Origin of the sequence: Neobacillus sp. NPDC093127 (genome assembly GCF_044754175.1) — a bacterium.
GTDB lineage: Bacteria > Bacillota > Bacilli > Bacillales > Cytobacillaceae > Neobacillus.
This window is the reverse complement of record NZ_JBIVOP010000009.1, coordinates 136,128-155,815: the sequence shown is the minus strand read 5'-3', so window position 1 is coordinate 155,815 and position 19,688 is coordinate 136,128. Positions and strand designations below refer to the sequence as shown.

The window sequence follows — 19,688 nt, the reverse complement described above, 5'->3', positions numbered from 1 at the left end:
CCCGTCAGCCTTTTTATCATTTAATTATTTCTTACCAATTTCTGCGATAAATTCAGATAGCTTTTTAAGCTGTTCGTCATTACCTTTAAAAATCCCTGCAGGCATTGTACCGCCTGGGCCTTTTTTACCTTCTACAGCAATTTTTGCTACTTCTTCAGCTGATAAGCCAGTACCAATTAATGTTGGTGCTCCAGCGCCGCCTTGAAAACTATCACCATGACAGGTAATACACGCATTATCAGTTGCAATTTTGTAGCCATCACTTGTTTTATCAAAATCTACTTTCGCAACGATTTTACCTTGGCGTTCAGCTGCGGCCCAGTCATGTGTTGCAACAGATTGCCACGTTAAAAATACGGTAGCTGCTATTGCCAACAACATAAATGATGTTGCAAGCGGACGCTTCAGTGGACGACGTTCCGGTCCGACATCAAGGAACGGTGCTAATAATAAGCCGCCAAAAGCGAGTCCTGGAATGACCATAGCTCCAATAACCGTATATGGGCCAGATGCATATGTGTATTTCAGCAATTGATATAAGAACAAGAAATACCAGTCTGGTAATGGAATATAACCTGTATCGGTCGGATCCGCAATCCTTTCAAGCGGAGCCGGATGTGCAACTGTTAGGCATAAATAGCCGACAAGAAAAACGGCACCTATCATCCATTCTTTTAAAAGGAAGTTAGGCCAGAATGCCTCTGTTTTACCAGGATATTCTGAGTAATCTTTTGGAAGCATCGTTTTACGTGATTCAGGTGCTGGTACACGTGAGTCACCGACGAACTTCATACCTTTACCGCGATGCATTGAGCAATCCCCCTCCTTTTTTTCGTATTGATTAGAAAAAACTTACAGCTTAAACTTTATTTTAAAGCGGTCCGGAAATACCTTGTTTACGAATCATAATGAAGTGAGCTCCCATTAGCCCGAGCAATGCTCCTGGCAGGAAGAACACGTGGATTGCAAAGAAACGGGTTAATGTTTGAGCACCTACAATATGTTCATGACCTGCTAATAATACTTTAACATAGGAACCAATGAACGGTGTAGCCTCAGCAATTTGCAGACCAACTTTGGTAGCGAATAACGCTTTCATATCCCAAGGTAATAAGTATCCGGTAAAGCCTAAACCAAGCATGACGAAGAAAATAAGTACTCCGACAATCCAGTTTAACTCACGCGGCTTTTTATAAGCACCCTGGAAGAAGACGCGTAATGTATGTAAAAACATCATGACAAGCACTAAACTTGCACCCCAGTGATGCATTCCACGTACAATTTGTCCAAAAGCAACTTCATTTTGCAGATAATAAACAGATTCCCATGCATTTTTAATATCCGGTACGTAGTACATCGTTAAAAACATACCAGAAAGAATTTGAATGACTGTTACGAAGAATGTCAGACCGCCAAAGCAGTATACAAACGCTGAAAAATGATGCGCCGGGTTAACATGCTCAGGTACTTCATGGTCTGCGATATCGCGCCACAAAGGCGTAATATCTAAACGTTCATCGACCCAGTCGTAAATTTTGTTTAACAATGATTACGCCTCCTTCCGTGGTTTAGCTTTTCCTAAGTATAGGTAACCATCTTTTTCTTTGTATGGATATACATCTAGCGGTGCTAATGGTGGTGTATTTGGAACATTTGTACCGTCTTTTGTATAGCGGCCATAGTGACATGGACAGAAGAATTGATCTGGATGTTCTTTATCCGTATTCCAGTTAACCGTACAGCCTAAGTGTTTACATACAGGTGATAGTGCGATAATTTTTCCATTATCATCCTTATAGACCCAAGCAGTTTCCGTAACTTCAGACTCATACCAGGCATCCTTTTGCTTAAATTTAAAGTCAACACGAACAGGTTCTTTAGTTATTTCCGACACCTTTTTCGGAGTAGGAATAAAATCTCCACCGGCTTCCGCCTTTAAAACAGGATCCACTGCAAATCGGACCATTGGCATTAACATCCCTGCAGCCATAAAGCCGCCCACACCTGTTAAAGTATAACTTAAAAATTGCCTTCTTGAAACGCGTTCTTTACTCATGCTTATCCCCCCCTCTATTCACGAAGTTAAGTCCAGCGGACAATTATTAAACACATATAAAACTAGGACATAACAATGATATATCAATCTACAGGCAAGGTCAATATCATACTATTTTAAAAACATATAATCTAAATAGTTTTACCCTTATTCCTGCCATTTTTGCGTAAAGAGAATTAAAAGCTGTTTTACTTGACTATTAATTATTTCCACCTTTTGGGATTCAGTCATCTGCTCCAGCAGAAGTGATGGAAGCCAAATTAATGCACCGCCTAATTTCTCCTCATGTGCTTTCCATTCTATATCGGAAGTTAGGTAAAATATGTGTTTAAAATCACCTTTTACGATATTTTCCTCCCAGTTCTGTAAATCATTCAAGACTTTTTCACTATTTTCATTTTTTAAATATGTAAATGGAGGAAATAATAATAATCTCCCGGTAAACTGCCTTTCTAACTGGCTTGTTAACAGCGTGATAAATTCCGCAGCCGCGGCTGATTGCTTCATTTCACCTCCAAACGAAATTGAATAGATGGGAATAACAGCCGTATCCACATACTCCTTGGCATTTAAATAAGTGTCAATATCTTGTGGTATCCATTTCATTTTTCGCACCTGCCTTTTTGCTTCACTATTCCTATAATACCATTATCTCCTATAACTATAAAAAGAAAATGTAAAAGTTATAAAAAAAACAAAAGGAAGTATGCTTATCGCAAACTTCCATTTTGTTCTGCCATTGTTAGTTTATTTAATTTTTCTGTTAGCATTCGAAATGCCTTACGATCTTGGTTATCAAGTGCTTCATCAATTAATTGCAGCAGCTTTTCTCGTTGAAAGCGTTCAATACTATGCTGTAACAATTGTTCTGCAATGATTCCATCCTTTTCATTCACTTGCAGATGTTTTGGGACAAAGGGGTTTTCCTCAAGCACCGCTGCATATTGATGTGCTTGATTTGAAGCATGGAAGTTTAACTGAATAAATATATCCTCGTCGCGATTGAGCCGAATATCATGGAAAGATTTTTCAGCATCCGTTGTCATCACATTTTCTTTATAAAAACGAAATGGCACTTTATCCACACAATGTGTAGACATAATCAAACCACGCGGACAATACTGTGCTTGCTCAACAAAATGAACCTTTTCCATTAGTTGGTCGTGGCTCATTAAATAATTGAGAATCCAAACACATTCTCTTCTTTTTAATTGATAATGATTTAAAAACCAGCGAATAAAGTCCTTCTTCTCGTTGACAGAAACAGGGGTTGCCATGAAAGTTTCCCTCCTCTGCATAATCAGCTTTTTTAGTCCTTTACATCGGTAAGACGATCAAGCATTTCCATATACTCAACATTTGTTGGATCCTCAATTAGCAGCTGTTTAAAAATTTCGGCGGCTCGGTCGGTTTTTCCTTCCTCAATTAGAAAATATCCGTAATCAAGCAAGAATGCTTCATTATTCTTAAAAAAAGTATATGCACTTTCATATTTGTCTAATGCGTGTGAGTACTCCTCTAATTTTTGAAAACTAAGCGCAGAATCCCATAAAATCTGGGGCTCCTCATCTTCAATAATGTCTAGTTGAGAAATTAACTCAAGGACATCCTCATATCTTTCCTGTTGAAAAAAGAGTTTATTTAACATAAGCGCTGCTTCAGTGAATCCCGGATCTAAGGCCAGTGACTCCCGGAAGTATTGCTCGGCATCCGCATCTTTTCCGAGTTTTACCGCTGTTTTCCCACCGTAGAAAAATAATTCTTTATTAAATTCATCCTGTTTAATACCTTCTTGGATTGCGTGTAAACTGTTTTCCAGCTCTTCTTCCCGTTCATATCCGATAGCAAGATGTAAATAGAGTGAATGGTATTCTGGATCAAGCGTCTTTAATTCATTGAATTTTTCTATGGCAGTTCGATTATAGCCTGCCTGCAGCGCTGTAAATGCATAGCCGAATAATGTGTTTATCTCCAATTTTCCATCGAGCGCCTTATCATAGTAAGCCAGCGCTTCCTCAAAAGCCCCTGATCCGCTTAAAAGGTCTGCCATCCGCCCATGTATATTAATGCCGGCCATTTCGTTTTCTTCTCTTAAAACCGTTTCATAGGCATTCATTGCTTTGGCAATTTCACCAAGTTCTCCGTAAAGCTCCCCTAAAGCAAAATCAATAATGACTTCATCCGGCAATATTTTTTTTGCCTGTAATAATTTTCTTTCACACACTTCATAAAGTCCTTGGAGTTGATAAAGGTCTGCTAACAGTAATAGTGATTGTGCAAAATTAGCATCCTGTTCTGAAATTCTTTCCAGGACAAGAATCGCTTCCTCCTCTTCTCCGGCTTCTACTAATATTTCTCCCAGCAGGACAAGAAGTTCGCCTTCTTCAGGGTAAATTTCCAGAAGGTTTTCAATTAGTTTCTTTGCTTCATCTAAAAATCCATATTGGTATAATTCTTCTCCCAGGAGAAATTTTTCCTCGGGCAGACCACTTTTTAATATCACATTATATTCATCTAAAGCTTCATTATGTTGGCCCTGCTCTAACATGTTAATAATTTTATTTACTCTATCCATTGGCTTTAACCTCTTTTCCCCCTTAATTACAAAGAAAAATAAGATGGGGTTCGCACCTTTACATGTTCTCCATATCCTGGTTTAAATAAAACCTTTGCCCCTGTCCGAACAATCTTTCCTTTGTGAACTGTAACTACAAGTCTATCACCATGATAATGAAATAAATTGACTTCATCAACATTATTGATTTCTCTTCCTTTTAAATATAAGTTATAGCTTAATTCCGTCCCTTGCATCAGGCTTGCTTTTTGTGGAAATAAACCAACCTTATTTAGTACTGTGGCAGGCAATGGCTGGTTTTCTTCTATTTCCTCATAAATTGCAGGTATTTTTTCTTTTACCATTATACCTTTCCATTTCGACAAAACAGCCCTCGCTTCCTTCTTCTGATAGGAAGAAATTATTGGAATCAAGGGGCTGTTAAACGGGAATATGGCTTCCCTTATCCATCCCCATGGCACATTTTCCAATTGACCTGGATCCTCTAGTTCAACAAAGATTGCTGGGATTTTTTCTTTCTTACAAATTCTCATTAGACTCGGAGTAATTAAGCGTATTGGGATTCTTATCCCGATGATAAAGTCAACAGGACACCCCACCAGCGCTGTTTTTATTTTCTTGAATTTTTCTGTTAATTCATTTTCGTAGGAAACATCAACATATGTAAATAAGGTTGTACCTCCTTTCTTCAAAAATTGGTCAATTAAATAATTTTTCAATTCCTGAAAGGATTCTTTATAAGGAATTTTGGAATTAAAAAGGACAAAAGATGGGGTCATAATAAAGGGTTCAACATTCATTTTCATCACCCGATAATGATTAAAACTAGTTTGAATTTTGGTTATTCGTTCTTCTGAAATTAAAAGCGAACATGTAGTTAATTTCCTGTCTTTAAGGATGTTGGCATTTTCAATGATATACATTGTCTGACCACCCGCTTTCCTTCTTTAAGACAAGCTATGCACTAATGTCAGAAACTATGACTTAGTCCGTTACCAAAAAGTAAAAGCTGCACATAGGGCAGCTTTTACTTAGCGAGGTTATTTATATGGTTAAAAAAGTTCGGGTAGGAAACGGAGATTGCTTCAGGATTCTCTAGGATGACCTCTTGATCACATAGAAGGGCAGCGATGGCAAGCATCATCCCAATCCGATGATCACCATGACTTGAAACAGTTCCGCCTTTGAGCTGCGATTGTCCATGGATAATCATCCCGTCATTCGTTGCCTCAATCGAAGCCCCTAATTTTTTTAGTTCTTGGACAACGGTATCAATTCGATTCGTCTCTTTTACCTTTAATTCTTCCGCATCTTTAATGATTGTCTTCCCTTCAGCTTGCGTTGCCAGTAAGGCAATGATTGGAATCTCATCTATGAGTTTTGGGATTAAATCGCCTTCTACAACAGTTCCCTTAAGTGCGGAGGTTTTAATAATGAGGTCACCAAATGGTTCAAATCCGTTCTCATCCTTCTGAACAATCTGCAAATCCGCACCCATTTTCTTCATGACCTCAATAATTCCTGTTCGTGTTGGATTTAAGCCAACATTTTTCAAATCAATTTCACTGTTAGGCACAACGGCACCGGCGACAAGAAAAAAGGCAGCTGAGGAAATGTCACCAGGAACATGGACCGTAGCAGCATGAAGCTTTTGTCCGCCTTTAACCGAAATCAATTGGTTATCCGTTGTAATTTCACCGCCGAATTTACGAATCATTCTTTCGGTATGATCCCGGGTTTGTGCTGGCTCGTGGATGGTACTTACCCCATCAGCTTGCAGTCCCGCTAGGAGTATCGCTGACTTCACCTGGGCACTAGCTACCGGCAGTTGATAGTTAATCGGTGTTAATCGCTTGCCACGAAGAGAGATGGGCGTATAGGCACCGTTCTTTCTTCCATCAATTTTAGCACCCATATTGGTTAAAGGGGCCGTGACTCTGGTCATTGGCCTTTTTCCGATTGAGTCATCACCAATAAGAGTGGAGAAAAACGGTCTTCCAGCAAGTATCCCCATTAATAAACGAATGGTTGTTCCGGAATTGCCAACGTCCAAAACTTCATCAGGTTCAGTTAAACCCTCAAACCCATTACCAAAGATGCGAAGCTCATTTTCTTCTTCCTCGATGGAAACCCCAAGCTTTCGAAAACATGATATCGTACTATAACAATCATCACCGGGAAGGAAATTAGTTACCCTTGTTTCACCAAAGGCAATCGAACCAAACATGACGGACCTGTGCGAGATCGATTTATCTCCAGGAATGGTTAGCTCACCAAATAACCGATTTATATTTGTCTTAAGTTTTAATGACGCCATAAAAAATCACCTTTTTTAAAATCATTTTATGAACCAATAGATGTGGCAAAGCTGGAATAAGTATCAATACAACGTTCTGCCCGCTGCCGATCCTCTTCCGTTTGAAAACTAATAACCAAAACTCCATTTATATCTTCTCTAGTTTCTAAGATGCGAATATTGGTAATGCTGATTTTTTCTTTTGCTAAATACCCTGTTATTTCAGAAATCACGCCCGGATAATCAGGTACATCAACAAACAAATCATAAAAGGCAGGGATTGCTCCTTTTTCTTTCATTGGCAGCCCGTCACGAAATTGTTTTGCCTGGTTGAAATAATTAAAGATTGCCGAACTATTTTCATTTTCCAGCAGGATTTTAACACCCTTCATTTCTTCCTGCCATTGATTTAGCAGCTCGATTAATATCTCACGGTTGTGCAGCAAAATATCCTTCCACATTTCCGGACTACTTGAGGCAATTCGAGTAATATCCCTAAATCCCCCTGCAGCCAGGCGTGGGATGAGACTTTCCGCTTCGGAAAGTCTTTCTGTCTGCCGAACGATGGAGGCAGCAATGATATGCGGGAAATGGCTGACAATCCCTGTAAGATAGTCATGATTTTCAGGCGTAATCGTCAAAAACTTTGCCTTTGTCCCCAGTAACCAGCCTTTTAATTGTTCTACTTTCGCTTCCTCAATCTGCTCATCTGGTGTTAACAAATAAAAGGCATTTTCAAATAATATTTCTTTTGCAGCTGAAACCCCACTTTTATGCGAACCAGCCATTGGATGCCCGCCAATAAAAGTGATTCCCCGTTCCTTCAAGCTGGCGGTACTTTCGACTATTTTCCGTTTAGTACTGCCTGTATCGGTAATAATTACGTCTGGATGAAGGGGCAGTTTAGCCAGCATCTGAAGAATTTCTTTCGTTTCGTTTACAGGTGCAGCAATAATGATTAAATTGGCATCGATTGCACCATCCTCAATGGTTTCCGCTATTTCATCAATGACACCCAGCATTTTTGCCAGTCTAGACTGTTCTTTATTAATATCAAATCCAACTATCGTAGCTTCGTTATGTTCCTTCTTGATACATAATGCCAAGGAACCGCCGATTAATCCTAAGCCAATTACAATAACACGGCCTTTCAAAGAATATTCCCCCAATTGATCAAAAAGCATCTCTGATTAGTTCCTACCAAGAAATTCGCTTAATGCTTGTAGTACACCTTCATTTTGTTCAGATGATCCAACGGTAATTCTTACAGCAGTTGGGAAACCAAGCGCTTTACCGGAGCGGACAATATAGCCTTTCTCTTGTAAAAATTGAAAAACCTCATCCCCGTCAACTTTCATATCAATTAAAATAAAATTAGTTTGTGATGGATAATAGTACAATTGGTTTTGTTCGCAAAAATCATAAAATTGTGATAGACCCTGTCTGTTTTTCTCCTTGCAACCTTCGACAAATTCTTGGTCCTTGATTGCCGCAATTGCTCCCATCTGCGCTAATGAATTAACATTAAATGGCTCTCTTACTGGCTCAAGTGCTTTTATAATTGCTCGATTTCCTACCCCATAGCCGACCCTTAAGGCAGCCATTCCATAGATTTTCGAAAAGGTTCGAAGAACAATTAAATTTTCATACTTCCGTGTTAACTCGATGGAATCATAATAATCTTCAGCTACTACATATTCATAGTAAGCTTCATCGAGAACGACAAGGATATGCCGAGGAACTTTATCTAAAAACGGAATTAATTTATTTTCCGGAATATATGTACCAGTTGGGTTATTTGGGCTGCAAAGCCAAATAACATTTGTCTGTTCGTCTATAGCCGCAAGCATTGCCTCCAAATCATGTTCACCATTGATTAAAGGTAATTCCTTAACGACTGCTCCTTCGATGACGGCGTTGTGTTTGTATTGCGAGAATGTTGGAGCGGCCATAATCGTACTTGCATTAGGATGGAGCAGCGATCTTGAAATAATTTGGATAAGGTTATCTGAACCATTCCCTAAAATGAGTTCTTCCTCATCAACATTCAAAAATCCAGAAAGCTCCTCTCTTAATTGAGTGGCATAGCCGTCAGGATAAATAGCCAACCGCGAAAGGTTTGTTTGCAGGACCTCAAGTACCCCAGGTGAACAGCCAAACGGGTTTTCATTGGAAGCAAGCTTGACAATGTTCTCCAGATTAAATTGTTTTTTGACAGCATCAATTGACTTTCCCGGCTGATACGGTGTAAGTGTCAATAATTGCTCTTTCCATCTCATTTTCTCCACCCTTTCAATATTTCTTAGCCAAAATGAAAAGAGATTCTTTCACTATGGCAAACTATTACCTAAGTCTGGTCTAAGTACCTTAGCTTCTTTTAAATAAACATGAATTATTTCTTCTTGGGAAAGATCGGTATTTACATGTATCATAATTCTGACACACATGTTCAATGAATGAGGAACCTGCATTTCCCGCATGCACATGACCGGTACGTAAGTCCAGCCCGTAAATGTCCGCAATGCTTTAGCCGGAAAGGCGGCATCAATATCTTCAGTAGTTGAGATAAATACGGATGCAACTGAATCAGGCTTAATCTGATTAACTTCAATTAATTTTGCCAGAAGTTCTTTGGTGGCAGGAATAATCGCTTCCTCTGTATTGCTATTAACCGTCGTGGCTCCCCTCACCCCTCTGATCATAAGAAAAATCCTCCTTGTTAAAAACGTTTAAGTTCATCTAATAAAATGGTTTCCGATATTTTCTGAAGCTTCGGTTGTCCCAATTGCTCTAGTAGCACAAATCGAATCGAATCACCAACCGACTTTTTATCTTGTTTCATTTTGCTTACTAATTTTTCAAAGGATAGTTGACCTGGAATTTTTGTAATATAGCCTAGCTTTTCTACCCATTCTATAAATTCTTCTAAATTGAAGGATAGACCCAGTAGCTTTTTACTTAATTTCAAAGCAAAAATCAGCCCAATCATTACAGCTTCCCCATGAGTAAAATTTCCATAACCCATTTCTGATTCAATCGCATGCCCTAGCGTGTGACCCAAGTTTAAGTAAGCCCGAATTCCCGTCTCTCTTTCATCCTGACTAACAAACTCATTTTTAATCTTAATCCCTTTTATTAACAAATAAGATAGTTGATCCAGGGTGATTAAATTAAGGTCATCAATATTATTTCGCAGCCATTCATAGAATCTGGCATCAGAAATCAGTGCATGTTTAATCACTTCCGCAAATCCGGAACGGATTTCATGTTCAGGCAGTGTAGTTAACAGCTCTAAATCGTAAAAAACGGCTTCAGGCTGATAAAATGCCCCAATCATATTTTTCCCAAGCGGGTGATTGATCGCAACCTTCCCGCCAACGGAACTATCATGTGCTAAAATAGTAGTCGGGACCTGGATAAAAGGGATTCCTCTCATAAAGGAGGAGGCAACGAAGCCTGATAAATCCCCTACCGCTCCACCACCAAATGAAAGAACCACAGATTTACGGTCGAGATGATTTTCAAGGGCGGTTGAAAGGGCATCATAATAAACTTCAAAGGTTTTCGTCTTTTCACCGCTGGGTCCTCTGTAAATAATCGGCTCCCACGATTTTAGCGCGAGCTGTAATTTTTCAAGATGAAGCTTAGCAACCGTTTCATCTGTAATAATTAATATTCTGGTAAGGTCCGGAAAATGATTAGCTAAAAAGGTGCCCAGCTCGTTCCTCACACCTTTTCCGACAAAAACATAATATTTTTTCGACACTGTTTGGATGTGGATCGTATCCATTAAAACTCCCTCGCATATTCCCGAGTTCTCTTGATTTCTTCTGCAAAGGTCTCAAAGCGGTCGCTGTAAAATTGTTCGACGAGAGCGTTCGCAAGCTCCCATGCGACAACACTTTCAGCAACAACGGCAGCTGCAGGAACGGCGCAACTGTCAGAACGCTCAATACTGGCAGCAAACGGCTCTTTTGTTTCTATATCCACACTCATCAATGGTTTATATAATGTCGGAATCGGTTTCATCACGCCTCGGACAACAATCGGCATCCCTGTCGTCATTCCGCCTTCAAATCCTCCAAGCCGATTTGTTTTGCGATAGTACCCCTTTCCTTGTTCCCAGGCGATTTCATCATGAACTTCGCTTCCAGGCTTCCTGGCTGCCTCAAAGCCAATTCCAATTTCTACTCCTTTAAACGCATTTATACTCATAATAGCAGCTGCTAATTTTCCATCCAATTTACGATCATAATGAACATAACTTCCAATACCTGCCGGCATCCCAGTGGCAATCACTTCCACGACACCGCCAATTGAATCACCGTTTTTCTTCGCTTCATCAATCGCTGTCATCATTTCTTGCTCTACATTTTGGTCTGAGGTCCGTACCGGTGATTTTTCCGTCCGTTCTTTTAAAGCTTGCAATGGTAACGTGCTGTCAACGTTTGCTTTGACTCCGCCGATTTCAACGACGTGGGCGACAAGATCGACCCCCACTAACGATAAAAGTTTCTTGGCTGCGGCACCAGCTGCCACCCTAACGGTTGTTTCACGTGCAGACGACCGCTCAAGCACATTTCGCATATCACGATGTCCGTATTTAATCGCTCCGTTTAGATCAGCGTGGCCAGGCCTGGCACGGGTTACCTTCCGTTTTATTTCATCCTCTTGTCCTGCTTCAACGGCTTCAATGCCCATTATATTTGTCCAATGCTTCCAATCGTTGTTTTTGACCACTAAGGCAATCGGAGATCCAAGTGTGTAGCCATGACGAACACCTGAAACAATTTCAGCAGTATCCTTCTCAATCTGCATTCGTCTCCCGCGTCCATAGCCTTTTTGCCGTCTGGCAAGCTCCTCGTTTATATCCGCAGCTTCAAGCGGCATACCCGCCGGCAGGCCCTCTAAAATTGTTGTAAGCTGCGGACCATGGGATTCACCTGCTGTTAAGTATCTCATTCCCATCCTCTTTCCCCCTTCAACTCATTAAAGAATTATGTATCAATATATCATATCATTTACAATAAACCTAGTATAACTATTCAGAAAAGCAAGATAAATTTTTTGTAATCGATATCAAAAAAGACACTTGTATAATAACTATACAAGTGCCTTTTCTTTGCAAATTAATAAATCCATTCGTTAACTAATTTGGAATACTCAACAACCCCAGTATCTTTAAAGAACAAGCCAATTTCACGCTCTGCACTTACAGGTGAATCAGAACCGTGAATGACATTCTTACCTACCGTTAGTCCAAAATCACCGCGAATGGTACCAGGTGCTGCATCCTTCGGATTAGTAGCACCCATCATTTGGCGAGCAGTTGCAATCACATTTTCTCCTTGCCATACCATTGCAAATACTGGACCAGAGGTAATGAAATCAACTAATTCACCGAAAAACGGCCGTTCCTTATGCTCACCATAATGTTCTTCGGCAAGCTCCTTAGGAATACTCATTAATTTAGCTCCGACTAGCTGAAACCCCTTTTTTTCAAAACGAGCAACCACTTCACCAATTAAATTACGTTGAACTCCGTCAGGCTTTACCATTAAAAATGTTTTTTCCATGAATTCCACTCCTACATCTTTATGTATATTGATTATTAGCTCAAGAACAAGCCATGGAAAATGGTATCATTTTTTCGAATATTTCGCAAGGTGATTAATATTTTCTTCTCCCGATGAATCTGGCGATGTCTTTGAGAGTCTTTTTCGCTTTATTGGCCGGTAATTCCTCTAAAATAGCTAGGGCCTTACTTAGATAGCGATCACTAAGGTCAACCGATTTTTCAATCGCACCCGACTGCTTAATGAGGGTAATAATTCTTTGAATATCCGCGGATTCCATTTTCTCATGAACCTTTTCAATTTCAATGCGGTTTGCTGCATTTTCCAAGGCGAAAAGGGCTGGGGCCGTAATATTCCCTTGCAAAAGGTCACTGCCTGCAGGCTTTCCGAGTTCTTCTTCCTTTGCCACAAAATCTAAAATATCATCCGTTATTTGGAATGACATCCCCACATAATATCCGAAACGGTAAAGTTTCCTATGGATGGCCTCGTCTACATCAGCAGCGATTGCCCCTATCTGGCAGCTTGCAGCAATCAGTAAGGCCGTTTTTCTTTTTATTCTTCGCAAATAATCGCGGAGATTTTGATTAAAGCGGTACTTGTCCCTGATTTGCTGAATTTCACCAACCGTTACTTCAACCATTGTATCTGCTAAAATTTTATGAGCCTCAGCTCGGTCCAGGTTGGCCATCAATTCCAGGGCAAGGGCAAAAACAAAGTCACCCGTATACATGGCAATTTTGTTATCCCATTTAGCTTTGACCGTCGGCTGTCCCCTGCGCAGGTCTGCATCATCGATAACATCATCATGAACAAGGGAAGCCATATGGATTAGTTCAAGAGCTACCGCCACATTTTTCATCACATTAATATCATAATGACCAAATTTACCAGCGAGCAAAACAAAAACAGGACGAATTCTTTTTCCTCCGGCTTGTAAGGTATGCATAGAAGCTTGTTTCAAAAGAAGAGAGTCCGCCTGGATTGTCTCTTCTAGTTTTTTCTCGATTATATTAATATCCGAATTCAAAAATGAATACATCATTTTTAATTTCATTTGTATTCACCCAGCTTTTCATCCTGTCTACATTCCATCATCTATTTCTTGTAACCTATATGAACCGCGGCTGCACCGCCGCTATATGATTTGTATTTTACATTATCAAAGCCTGCCTGTTCAAACATGCGCGCAAGCTCTCTCATTCCTGGAAAATCACGTGCAGATTCCTGAAGCCAAGAATATTCTTTATAGCTCTTCGCAAATAATTTACCGAACATCGGCATAATAAAACGGAAATAAAAATAAAAGAGCTGTCTATAACCAATTAATGTAGGCTGTGAAGTCTCAAGACAAACACCAATACCGCCAGGTTTTACAACGCGATGCATTTCTTTTAATACCTTTAGGTAATCCGGTACATTTCTCAATCCAAAACCAATCGTAACATAATCAAAACTGTTATCTTCAAAAGGCAGCTCCATGGCATTGCCATGAACCAATGTAACTTGGGTTAGCCCTATCTCTTTAACCTTTTCAATCCCTACATTGAGCATATTCTGGCTAAAATCCAGCCCAGTTACTTTCCCGGAAGGGCCTACGGCATCTGCTAACGCAATCGTCCAATCAGCCGTCCCACAGCAAACATCGAGTGCTTTTGAACCAGGCTGTACATTCATTCTTTTCATGGTGTCTTTACGCCACTTGATATGCTGTTGAAAACTAATTACAGAGTTCATTTTATCATAGCTATCGGATATTTTTTCAAAAACATCATGAACTCGTTCTTCTTTCGACTGCTGCATCTCTGATTACCCTTCTTCCACAAAAGTTTTTGCAATTGGCTGATGCTGACTGATAAGAAAAGAAATTCTCTTCTCTAAATAATCATTTAAATATGGAAGTTGTTGAATTCCTTTTTCAATGACTTGTTTGGATTGGTCAAGATAGCTGTCACAAATCATTAATAATTGATCACGAAGCTCAATGGAAATATCCGCTAATTTCAATTCACCCTTTGGATAAATATCCCTCATTAACACCTCGAATATGATTGAGTTCCCCGTATGAATAAATTGCTTTCTTTCTGTAAGCAAACGTTTAAAAAATAGAAGATTGCTAAGAAACCCATTCCATAAATCCACTTTAAAATATTCAGCAAGCCTTTCAAATAATGAACTTTCTATCTGCATAATACTTGTCATCAGTTTTTCAATTCCGCCCGTTTGCTTTTGATAGACAAGGATTTTATGTTCATTAACTTCCTTAATCCCTTTTGCAAGGGTCTTAATCACCATGATATCCTTGGAATCTGCCAGCAGTTTATAATACATGCCGCTAAAATAGTCTCCTGCAAGAACCGTCAACTGCCGTTCTTTTTCAACTTCAGACGTATTCGTAATATGTTCATGAGTATCAAGGGCAATTTGAACCAGCATTGTTGAAAGGCAATAGTTTTGCATTTGGTTAAAAGACAATTCGAGGCGGTCCATAATTGAGATAAGAATGAGAAGCTTATCTTCGTCAATAATTGGAGTTTCAATATATTCGAGTAGGTAAGAGTCAAAAACTTTCTTTTCGACCTGCTCTCTAATACTAATGAATTTTTGTCGAATGTCCGGCAATCTAATCACCCTTGCTTCCCCAAAGTATTATGTCTATATGTATTCTTATTTCCCAAGTTAATAAGTAAAATTCTTGCCATTCAATAAGGGCCTTTTCTCCCAAATCCTATAAGCAAGGCAGTCACCATTATATCACAAAAGATATTTAATGGGCAGGAATTCATAAAATAATTACATTCCGCCTACAGGAAATAAACACCTTATTATTTCTTCATTTCACTTTCTACTTCACCAAATTGAGTAAGTATTTTCGCATTTCCCCTAATTTTAATTGCCGATGTATGCTCTGTAAATTGAGCAATAAGCACTTCTCCCTTATCCAGTTTTTCTGAGTGATGAAATTTTGTATCGGTTCCTCTTGTTAATCCAATCACACTGACTCCATCATCAATTGCCTTTATGACCACAAAATCACTATTTTGCTGGTTGCGCTTTTCCATTTAATCCACTCCAAATTTATTTGAAATAATCGGAACTAATATTTTATTAACGAAAGCACTTCTGACCTGGCAATTGCATCGTCTGCAAGCACTCCGCGAACAGCAGTGGTAACTGTTTTGGAGCCAGGCTTTTTAACGCCGCGCATCGTCATGCACATATGCTCTGCTTCGACCACCACCATGACCCCATGGGGATCTAACTTCTCCATCATGCTGTCTGCAATCATTGAGGTAATTCTTTCTTGCAGCTGCGGTCTTTTGGCAACGGCTTCTACGGCTCTTGCAAGTTTACTTAAGCCAGTAACTCGCCCATTTTGCGGAATATAGGCTACATGTGCTTTTCCAAAGAAAGGGACGAGATGATGTTCACACATTGAATAAAAAGGAATATCTTTAACCAGGACTAACTCTTCGTGGTCTTCACTAAAAATCGTCTCAAAATGCTGCTTTGGATCCTCGTTTAAGCCGCTAAAAACTTCTTCATACATTTTTGCCACTCGTTTTGGTGTATCAAGTAATCCTTCACGGTTTGGGTCTTCACCAATTGCTTCTAATATTAGACGTACCGCCTCTTCAATTTGGGTACGATTCACTTCTGACATACTAAATTCCTCCTAGGCGTATATCTGTCATGTATAGATGACAAATACATATTAGCACAATCGTTTCCGTGCAGGCAAAAAATTAAAGCGGAAGCGCCTTGATCAGGGCCGACAAGCATAAGACGAGCCGGTGAGAAGGATGTTTTTTAACCTTCTTGCCGGATTGGCTGTAGACCATCGAGGCCCTAGGCGCTGGAGCTAGACAGTTGTCAAAGTTCAGAAATAGAAAAAAGGCCATGAACACCGCCATGACCTTTTTGCTTTAGCAATCCGCTTAAAGCAATAATTTATGTAATTATTTTACTGCATCTTTAAGCGCCTTACCTGGTTTGAAAGCTGGAACTTTGCTTGCAGCGATTTCGATTTCCTCGCCTGTTTGAGGGTTGCGGCCTTTACGGGCAGCACGCTCACGTACTTCAAAGTTTCCAAAACCGATTAATTGTACTTTATCACCATTTTTTAAAGCATCTAAAATCGCATCAAAAACAGCATCAACTGCTTTAGTAGCGTCCTTTTTTGAAAGTTCGCTTGCTTCAGCAACTGCGTTAATAAGTTCTGTCTTGTTCATGCCATTCACCTCCTCCCAAAGAAATTATCAAGATTCGTAAATAAGAATACTTATCTACATTTCTAAACAATTTTTCTAATTTCTATACGTCATAGCACGGTTTAATTACCAAAGTAATCCAAATTAACTGCTTTTGTAAATTAAATCTATTTTATTTATAAAAACCCTTATGAAATAAAGGTTTTCAACACTATAACGTAATTCTGTTAAAAGATTATCACAATCAATTCAGCATATCAAGAAGATTTCATGAAATAATGGTAATCTTTTCTTTTGTTTAGCGAAATTCCGCTCATTTAGGCTAATTCTTTCCAAATTTGGAGGAAAACAAAAAAAAAGGGACTCCGTCTGGGAGTCCAAAATCTAGAGGATAATGGCAATTAAGCCGCCTGACCCTTCGTTTATTATTCTTTCTAACGTTTCTTTTAATTTATATCTGGCATTCTCCGGCATCAAGGAGAGTTTTGCTTGGATCCCTTCTCGGACAATGGAACTCAAACTGCGGCCGAAGATATCCGAGTTCCAAATCGATAATGGGTCGTCCTCGAAATCCTGCATCAGATAGCGGACTAGTTCCTCGCTTTGTTTCTCTGTCCCGATAATTGGCGCAAATTCCGATTCCACATCCACTTTAATCATATGAATTGATGGGGCTACCGCTCGTAACCTAACACCAAAACGAGGCCCTTGACGAATAATTTCTGGTTCTTCAAGGCTCATATCTGATAGGGTTGGTGAGGCAATCCCGTAGCCCGTCTGTTTAACCATTTTCAGGGCGTCGGCAATATGGTCATATTCTGCTTTCGCATGCGCAAAATCCTGCATTAATTCAAGTAAATGATCTTTTCCTCTTATTTCGATACCAACGATTTCTTTCAAAATATCATCATATAATTCATCTGGAGCAAATAAATCAATTTCCGCAACACCAGAACCCATTTCAATCCCGGCCAAACCAGCTCGCTCAATGAATTCAAAGTCACTAAATTGCTGAACGACTCGATCAACATCTCTTAATCTCTTGATATCCTTAACCGTTTCCTTAACGGCATCCTGATAGCTTTCACGGAGCCAATGGTTTTCTCTTAATACCATCACCCAGCTTGGAAGGTTTACGTTGACTTCGAGAACCGGAAATTCGTAGAGTGCTTCACGCAGGACATTAAGAACATCACTGTCGCGCATACTCTCAACACTCATCGCGATGACAGGGATATCATATTTATCTGCTAAACTCGATCTTAGGGTTTCCGTGCTCGGATGATAAGGCTGAGCACTGTTAACGACCATGATAAAAGGTTTACCCACTTCCTTTAGCTCGTCAATGACTCTTTCTTCTGCCTCAATATAGTTACTTCTTGGTATTTCGCCGATTGTTCCATCAGTGGTCACAACTACCCCGATTGTCGAATGTTCCTGGATAACTTTTCGTGTGCCGATTTCGGCTGCTTCGTGAAATGGAATTGGCTCCTCATACCAGGGTGTATTAATCATTCTTGGGCCATTTTCATCCTCGTATCCTTTAGCACCCGGAACAGTATACCCCACACAGTCAACCAGCCTGATATTAACATTTAACCCTTCGTCGACATGAACGGTTGCTGCCTGATTGGGGACAAATTTCGGCTCCGTTGTCATAATCGTTTTCCCTGCCGCACTTTGCGGCAGCTCATCCTGCGCCCTCGATCTTTCTGCTTCACTGTTTATATTCGGTAACACAACAAGCTCCATGAATTTTTTAATAAATGTTGATTTCCCCGTACGTACAGCTCCTACTACTCCTAAATAAATATCGCCGCCTGTTCTTTCGGCAATATCTTTAAAAATATCAACCTTTTCCAAGTGATTCCCTCCCGATCATAGACTAAAGTGGGATAATATCATCCATTTAGATATTTTTGGACAGTATATATTTATGACGTTGTCCTATCTTTTTATGACACTTTTTTAAAAATTTTTACCCCCTTATTAAAATAAAGACTGTGTTAAATGTGAATGTTGATTTCCGTTCCAGGCGCGAGCGGTCCGCGGGGCGGGCGGTGAGCCTCCTCGGCGCTAAAGCGCCTGCGGGGTCTCACCTGTCCCGCTGCTCCCGCAGGAGTCTCGCTGTATCCACGTCCAATCAACATTGTGATCAAAATCAACAATATTCTTTAACACAGCCAAAATAAAAAAAACCCTCTCCTACAATATATTTCATAGGAAAAGGGTTATGACAAAATTATTCTTCTAGGAATACAGGCTCTTTCGTTTTCGCATCTAGCGTATAAGGCAGTGAATATGCCGGGACAAACATGGAGTCATTCACCAAGATAGAGCGAATATCTTCTCCTGGTTTAAACTGTTTGTCCGTTTTCTTAAGTTCCTGATAAAGGTCGGGGCGATAATCAACAAATACCTCCGCATTTCCTGTAATAACTAAGGAGAGGTTTTGATTCGTATATGGGCTGACAACATACGGAGGGCTTTCAAAGCCTAATTGTTTAAAATCAAGCGAATAAACATTTTTGGCTATTTGTTTTTTATAGGGCGGATATCCTTTTGATCTTATTCTTAAGTTTATATCACGAATTGTTTCTGTCATCCTTAAATCTAACAACTTTACAGTTGGATTTGTTTCTACATCAACAAGTACGTATTGAAAAATGCCACCGCTTTCAAACGCATTTCCTGGCGGCTCAGCCATATACTTTGGGGTAATTCTTTTAAATTCAATCGGATATTTTTGATAAATTGGCGTGTCTGCTTCCTTTGTTTTGATTGGCAGAATACCGCTATTGTCCTTCTGAAAGTCATCCACTGCCGTTTGTACTGCTTGGATTTGATCTTTATATGGGATTTGGTTCTGTGATAATTCCTCCTTTGGGTACATACATCCCGACAAAAAAATTGCTGTTAACATAATCAGACAGCCTAGCGTCTTTCTCTTCATAAAATCACCTTTAAATTTATG

Annotated in this window: 22 protein-coding genes; all 22 read right to left on the bottom strand. The window is 39.7% G+C overall.

The features are described from left to right. Positions 1 to 24: 24 nt before the first annotated feature. The 22 genes from ACIQCO_RS14465 to ACIQCO_RS14360 all read right to left on the bottom strand — a co-directional run bounded on the left by ACIQCO_RS14465 (position 25) and on the right by ACIQCO_RS14360 (position 19,667). Positions 25 to 810 (bottom strand): menaquinol-cytochrome c reductase cytochrome b/c subunit, encoded by a 786-nt coding sequence (locus ACIQCO_RS14465; protein WP_400429693.1) that lies wholly within the window; start codon positions 808 to 810, stop codon positions 25 to 27. A 61-nt stretch (positions 811 to 871) separates the two neighbouring features. Next, positions 872 to 1,546, bottom strand: coding sequence for a menaquinol-cytochrome c reductase cytochrome b subunit (gene qcrB / locus ACIQCO_RS14460; protein WP_024030495.1), 675 nt, complete (start codon positions 1,544 to 1,546; stop codon positions 872 to 874). Between the two features lie 3 nt (positions 1,547 to 1,549). Further along, on the bottom strand, positions 1,550 to 2,056 hold the full coding sequence (locus ACIQCO_RS14455) for a QcrA and Rieske domain-containing protein (protein WP_066089270.1): 507 nt from the start codon (positions 2,054 to 2,056) through the stop codon (positions 1,550 to 1,552). Positions 2,057 to 2,203: 147 nt separating this feature from the next. After that, entirely contained in the window at positions 2,204 to 2,662 is a 459-nt protein-coding gene (locus ACIQCO_RS14450) for a YpiF family protein (protein ID WP_400429690.1), read from the bottom strand. Positions 2,663 to 2,766: 104 nt separating this feature from the next. Further along, positions 2,767 to 3,333: a ReoY family proteolytic degradation factor gene (locus ACIQCO_RS14445; RefSeq protein ID WP_400429688.1), complete on the bottom strand. Its 567-nt coding sequence runs from the start codon at positions 3,331 to 3,333 to the stop codon at positions 2,767 to 2,769. 32 nt (positions 3,334 to 3,365) lie between these two features. Next, complete coding sequence (locus ACIQCO_RS14440; protein ID WP_400429686.1) at positions 3,366 to 4,631, bottom strand: tetratricopeptide repeat protein; 1,266 nt, start codon at positions 4,629 to 4,631, stop codon at positions 3,366 to 3,368. Positions 4,632 to 4,657: 26 nt separating this feature from the next. Beyond that, positions 4,658 to 5,554 (bottom strand): hypothetical protein, encoded by an 897-nt coding sequence (locus ACIQCO_RS14435; RefSeq protein ID WP_400429683.1) that lies wholly within the window; start codon positions 5,552 to 5,554, stop codon positions 4,658 to 4,660. A gap of 104 nt (positions 5,555 to 5,658) precedes the next feature. Beyond that, on the bottom strand, positions 5,659 to 6,948 hold the full coding sequence (gene aroA, locus ACIQCO_RS14430; RefSeq protein WP_400429680.1) for a 3-phosphoshikimate 1-carboxyvinyltransferase: 1,290 nt from the start codon (positions 6,946 to 6,948) through the stop codon (positions 5,659 to 5,661). A 26-nt stretch (positions 6,949 to 6,974) separates the two neighbouring features. Next, a complete protein-coding gene (locus tag ACIQCO_RS14425; protein ID WP_400429677.1) occupies positions 6,975 to 8,081 on the bottom strand; it encodes a prephenate dehydrogenase in 1,107 nt (368 codons plus the stop codon). 36 nt (positions 8,082 to 8,117) lie between these two features. Beyond that, the gene (gene hisC / locus ACIQCO_RS14420; RefSeq protein ID WP_400429675.1) at positions 8,118 to 9,206 is read right to left on the bottom strand and encodes a histidinol-phosphate transaminase; all 1,089 of its coding nucleotides are present in this window, start codon (positions 9,204 to 9,206) and stop codon (positions 8,118 to 8,120) included. A 51-nt stretch (positions 9,207 to 9,257) separates the two neighbouring features. Continuing rightward, the gene (gene aroH, locus ACIQCO_RS14415; protein ID WP_400429673.1) at positions 9,258 to 9,629 is read right to left on the bottom strand and encodes a chorismate mutase; all 372 of its coding nucleotides are present in this window, start codon (positions 9,627 to 9,629) and stop codon (positions 9,258 to 9,260) included. 17 nt (positions 9,630 to 9,646) lie between these two features. Next, complete coding sequence (gene aroB / locus ACIQCO_RS14410) at positions 9,647 to 10,717, bottom strand: 3-dehydroquinate synthase (RefSeq protein WP_400429671.1); 1,071 nt, start codon at positions 10,715 to 10,717, stop codon at positions 9,647 to 9,649. After that, positions 10,717 to 11,889, bottom strand: coding sequence for a chorismate synthase (aroC, locus tag ACIQCO_RS14405; RefSeq protein ID WP_400429830.1), 1,173 nt, complete (start codon positions 11,887 to 11,889; stop codon positions 10,717 to 10,719). Before aroC ends, aroB begins: the two co-directional genes overlap by 1 nt. Before the next feature lie 167 nt (positions 11,890 to 12,056). After that, complete coding sequence (gene ndk, locus ACIQCO_RS14400) at positions 12,057 to 12,503, bottom strand: nucleoside-diphosphate kinase (protein ID WP_024030642.1); 447 nt, start codon at positions 12,501 to 12,503, stop codon at positions 12,057 to 12,059. 94 nt (positions 12,504 to 12,597) lie between these two features. Then, positions 12,598 to 13,560, bottom strand: coding sequence for a heptaprenyl diphosphate synthase component II (gene hepT, locus ACIQCO_RS14395; protein ID WP_400429669.1), 963 nt, complete (start codon positions 13,558 to 13,560; stop codon positions 12,598 to 12,600). Between the two features lie 41 nt (positions 13,561 to 13,601). Beyond that, positions 13,602 to 14,306: a demethylmenaquinone methyltransferase gene (locus ACIQCO_RS14390; RefSeq protein ID WP_400429668.1), complete on the bottom strand. Its 705-nt coding sequence runs from the start codon at positions 14,304 to 14,306 to the stop codon at positions 13,602 to 13,604. Positions 14,307 to 14,312: 6 nt separating this feature from the next. Beyond that, entirely contained in the window at positions 14,313 to 15,134 is an 822-nt protein-coding gene (locus ACIQCO_RS14385; RefSeq protein WP_400429666.1) for a heptaprenyl diphosphate synthase component 1, read from the bottom strand. A gap of 194 nt (positions 15,135 to 15,328) precedes the next feature. Further along, positions 15,329 to 15,565, bottom strand: coding sequence for a trp RNA-binding attenuation protein MtrB (gene mtrB / locus ACIQCO_RS14380; protein ID WP_024030638.1), 237 nt, complete (start codon positions 15,563 to 15,565; stop codon positions 15,329 to 15,331). A 35-nt stretch (positions 15,566 to 15,600) separates the two neighbouring features. After that, positions 15,601 to 16,167 carry a GTP cyclohydrolase I FolE gene (gene folE, locus ACIQCO_RS14375; protein ID WP_400429663.1) on the bottom strand — a complete coding sequence of 189 codons (567 nt, stop codon included), beginning with the start codon at positions 16,165 to 16,167 and terminating at the stop codon, positions 15,601 to 15,603. A 295-nt stretch (positions 16,168 to 16,462) separates the two neighbouring features. Continuing rightward, a complete protein-coding gene (hbs, locus tag ACIQCO_RS14370; protein ID WP_024030636.1) occupies positions 16,463 to 16,735 on the bottom strand; it encodes a non-specific DNA-binding protein Hbs in 273 nt (90 codons plus the stop codon). Between the two features lie 363 nt (positions 16,736 to 17,098). Next, on the bottom strand, positions 17,099 to 18,577 hold the full coding sequence (spoIVA, locus tag ACIQCO_RS14365) for a stage IV sporulation protein A (RefSeq protein WP_400429660.1): 1,479 nt from the start codon (positions 18,575 to 18,577) through the stop codon (positions 17,099 to 17,101). Positions 18,578 to 18,956: 379 nt separating this feature from the next. Continuing rightward, a complete protein-coding gene (locus ACIQCO_RS14360; protein ID WP_400429658.1) occupies positions 18,957 to 19,667 on the bottom strand; it encodes a hypothetical protein in 711 nt (236 codons plus the stop codon). Positions 19,668 to 19,688: the final 21 nt, after the last annotated feature.

What these genes read in the sequence shown, in the direction of transcription:
- ACIQCO_RS14465 (WP_400429693.1), bottom strand. Translation starts at nt 810, where the DNA reads ATGCATCGCGGTAAAGGTATGAAGTTCGTCGGTGACTCACGTGTACCA.
- ACIQCO_RS14455 (WP_066089270.1), bottom strand. Translation starts at nt 2,056, where the DNA reads ATGAGTAAAGAACGCGTTTCAAGAAGGCAATTTTTAAGTTATACTTTA.
- ACIQCO_RS14450 (WP_400429690.1), bottom strand. Translation starts at nt 2,662, where the DNA reads ATGAAATGGATACCACAAGATATTGACACTTATTTAAATGCCAAGGAG.
- ACIQCO_RS14445 (WP_400429688.1), bottom strand. Translation starts at nt 3,333, where the DNA reads ATGGCAACCCCTGTTTCTGTCAACGAGAAGAAGGACTTTATTCGCTGG.
- ACIQCO_RS14440 (WP_400429686.1), bottom strand. Translation starts at nt 4,631, where the DNA reads ATGGATAGAGTAAATAAAATTATTAACATGTTAGAGCAGGGCCAACAT.
- ACIQCO_RS14435 (WP_400429683.1), bottom strand. Translation starts at nt 5,554, where the DNA reads ATGTATATCATTGAAAATGCCAACATCCTTAAAGACAGGAAATTAACT.
- aroA (WP_400429680.1), bottom strand. Translation starts at nt 6,948, where the DNA reads ATGGCGTCATTAAAACTTAAGACAAATATAAATCGGTTATTTGGTGAG.
- hisC (WP_400429675.1), bottom strand. Translation starts at nt 9,206, where the DNA reads ATGAGATGGAAAGAGCAATTATTGACACTTACACCGTATCAGCCGGGA.
- aroH (WP_400429673.1), bottom strand. Translation starts at nt 9,629, where the DNA reads ATGATCAGAGGGGTGAGGGGAGCCACGACGGTTAATAGCAATACAGAG.
- aroB (WP_400429671.1), bottom strand. Translation starts at nt 10,717, where the DNA reads ATGGATACGATCCACATCCAAACAGTGTCGAAAAAATATTATGTTTTT.
- aroC (WP_400429830.1), bottom strand. Translation starts at nt 11,889, where the DNA reads ATGAGATACTTAACAGCAGGTGAATCCCATGGTCCGCAGCTTACAACA.
- ndk (WP_024030642.1), bottom strand. Translation starts at nt 12,503, where the DNA reads ATGGAAAAAACATTTTTAATGGTAAAGCCTGACGGAGTTCAACGTAAT.
- hepT (WP_400429669.1), bottom strand. Translation starts at nt 13,560, where the DNA reads ATGAAATTAAAAATGATGTATTCATTTTTGAATTCGGATATTAATATA.
- ACIQCO_RS14390 (WP_400429668.1), bottom strand. Translation starts at nt 14,306, where the DNA reads ATGCAGCAGTCGAAAGAAGAACGAGTTCATGATGTTTTTGAAAAAATA.
- mtrB (WP_024030638.1), bottom strand. Translation starts at nt 15,565, where the DNA reads ATGGAAAAGCGCAACCAGCAAAATAGTGATTTTGTGGTCATAAAGGCA.
- folE (WP_400429663.1), bottom strand. Translation starts at nt 16,167, where the DNA reads ATGTCAGAAGTGAATCGTACCCAAATTGAAGAGGCGGTACGTCTAATA.
- hbs (WP_024030636.1), bottom strand. Translation starts at nt 16,735, where the DNA reads ATGAACAAGACAGAACTTATTAACGCAGTTGCTGAAGCAAGCGAACTT.
- ACIQCO_RS14360 (WP_400429658.1), bottom strand. Translation starts at nt 19,667, where the DNA reads ATGAAGAGAAAGACGCTAGGCTGTCTGATTATGTTAACAGCAATTTTT.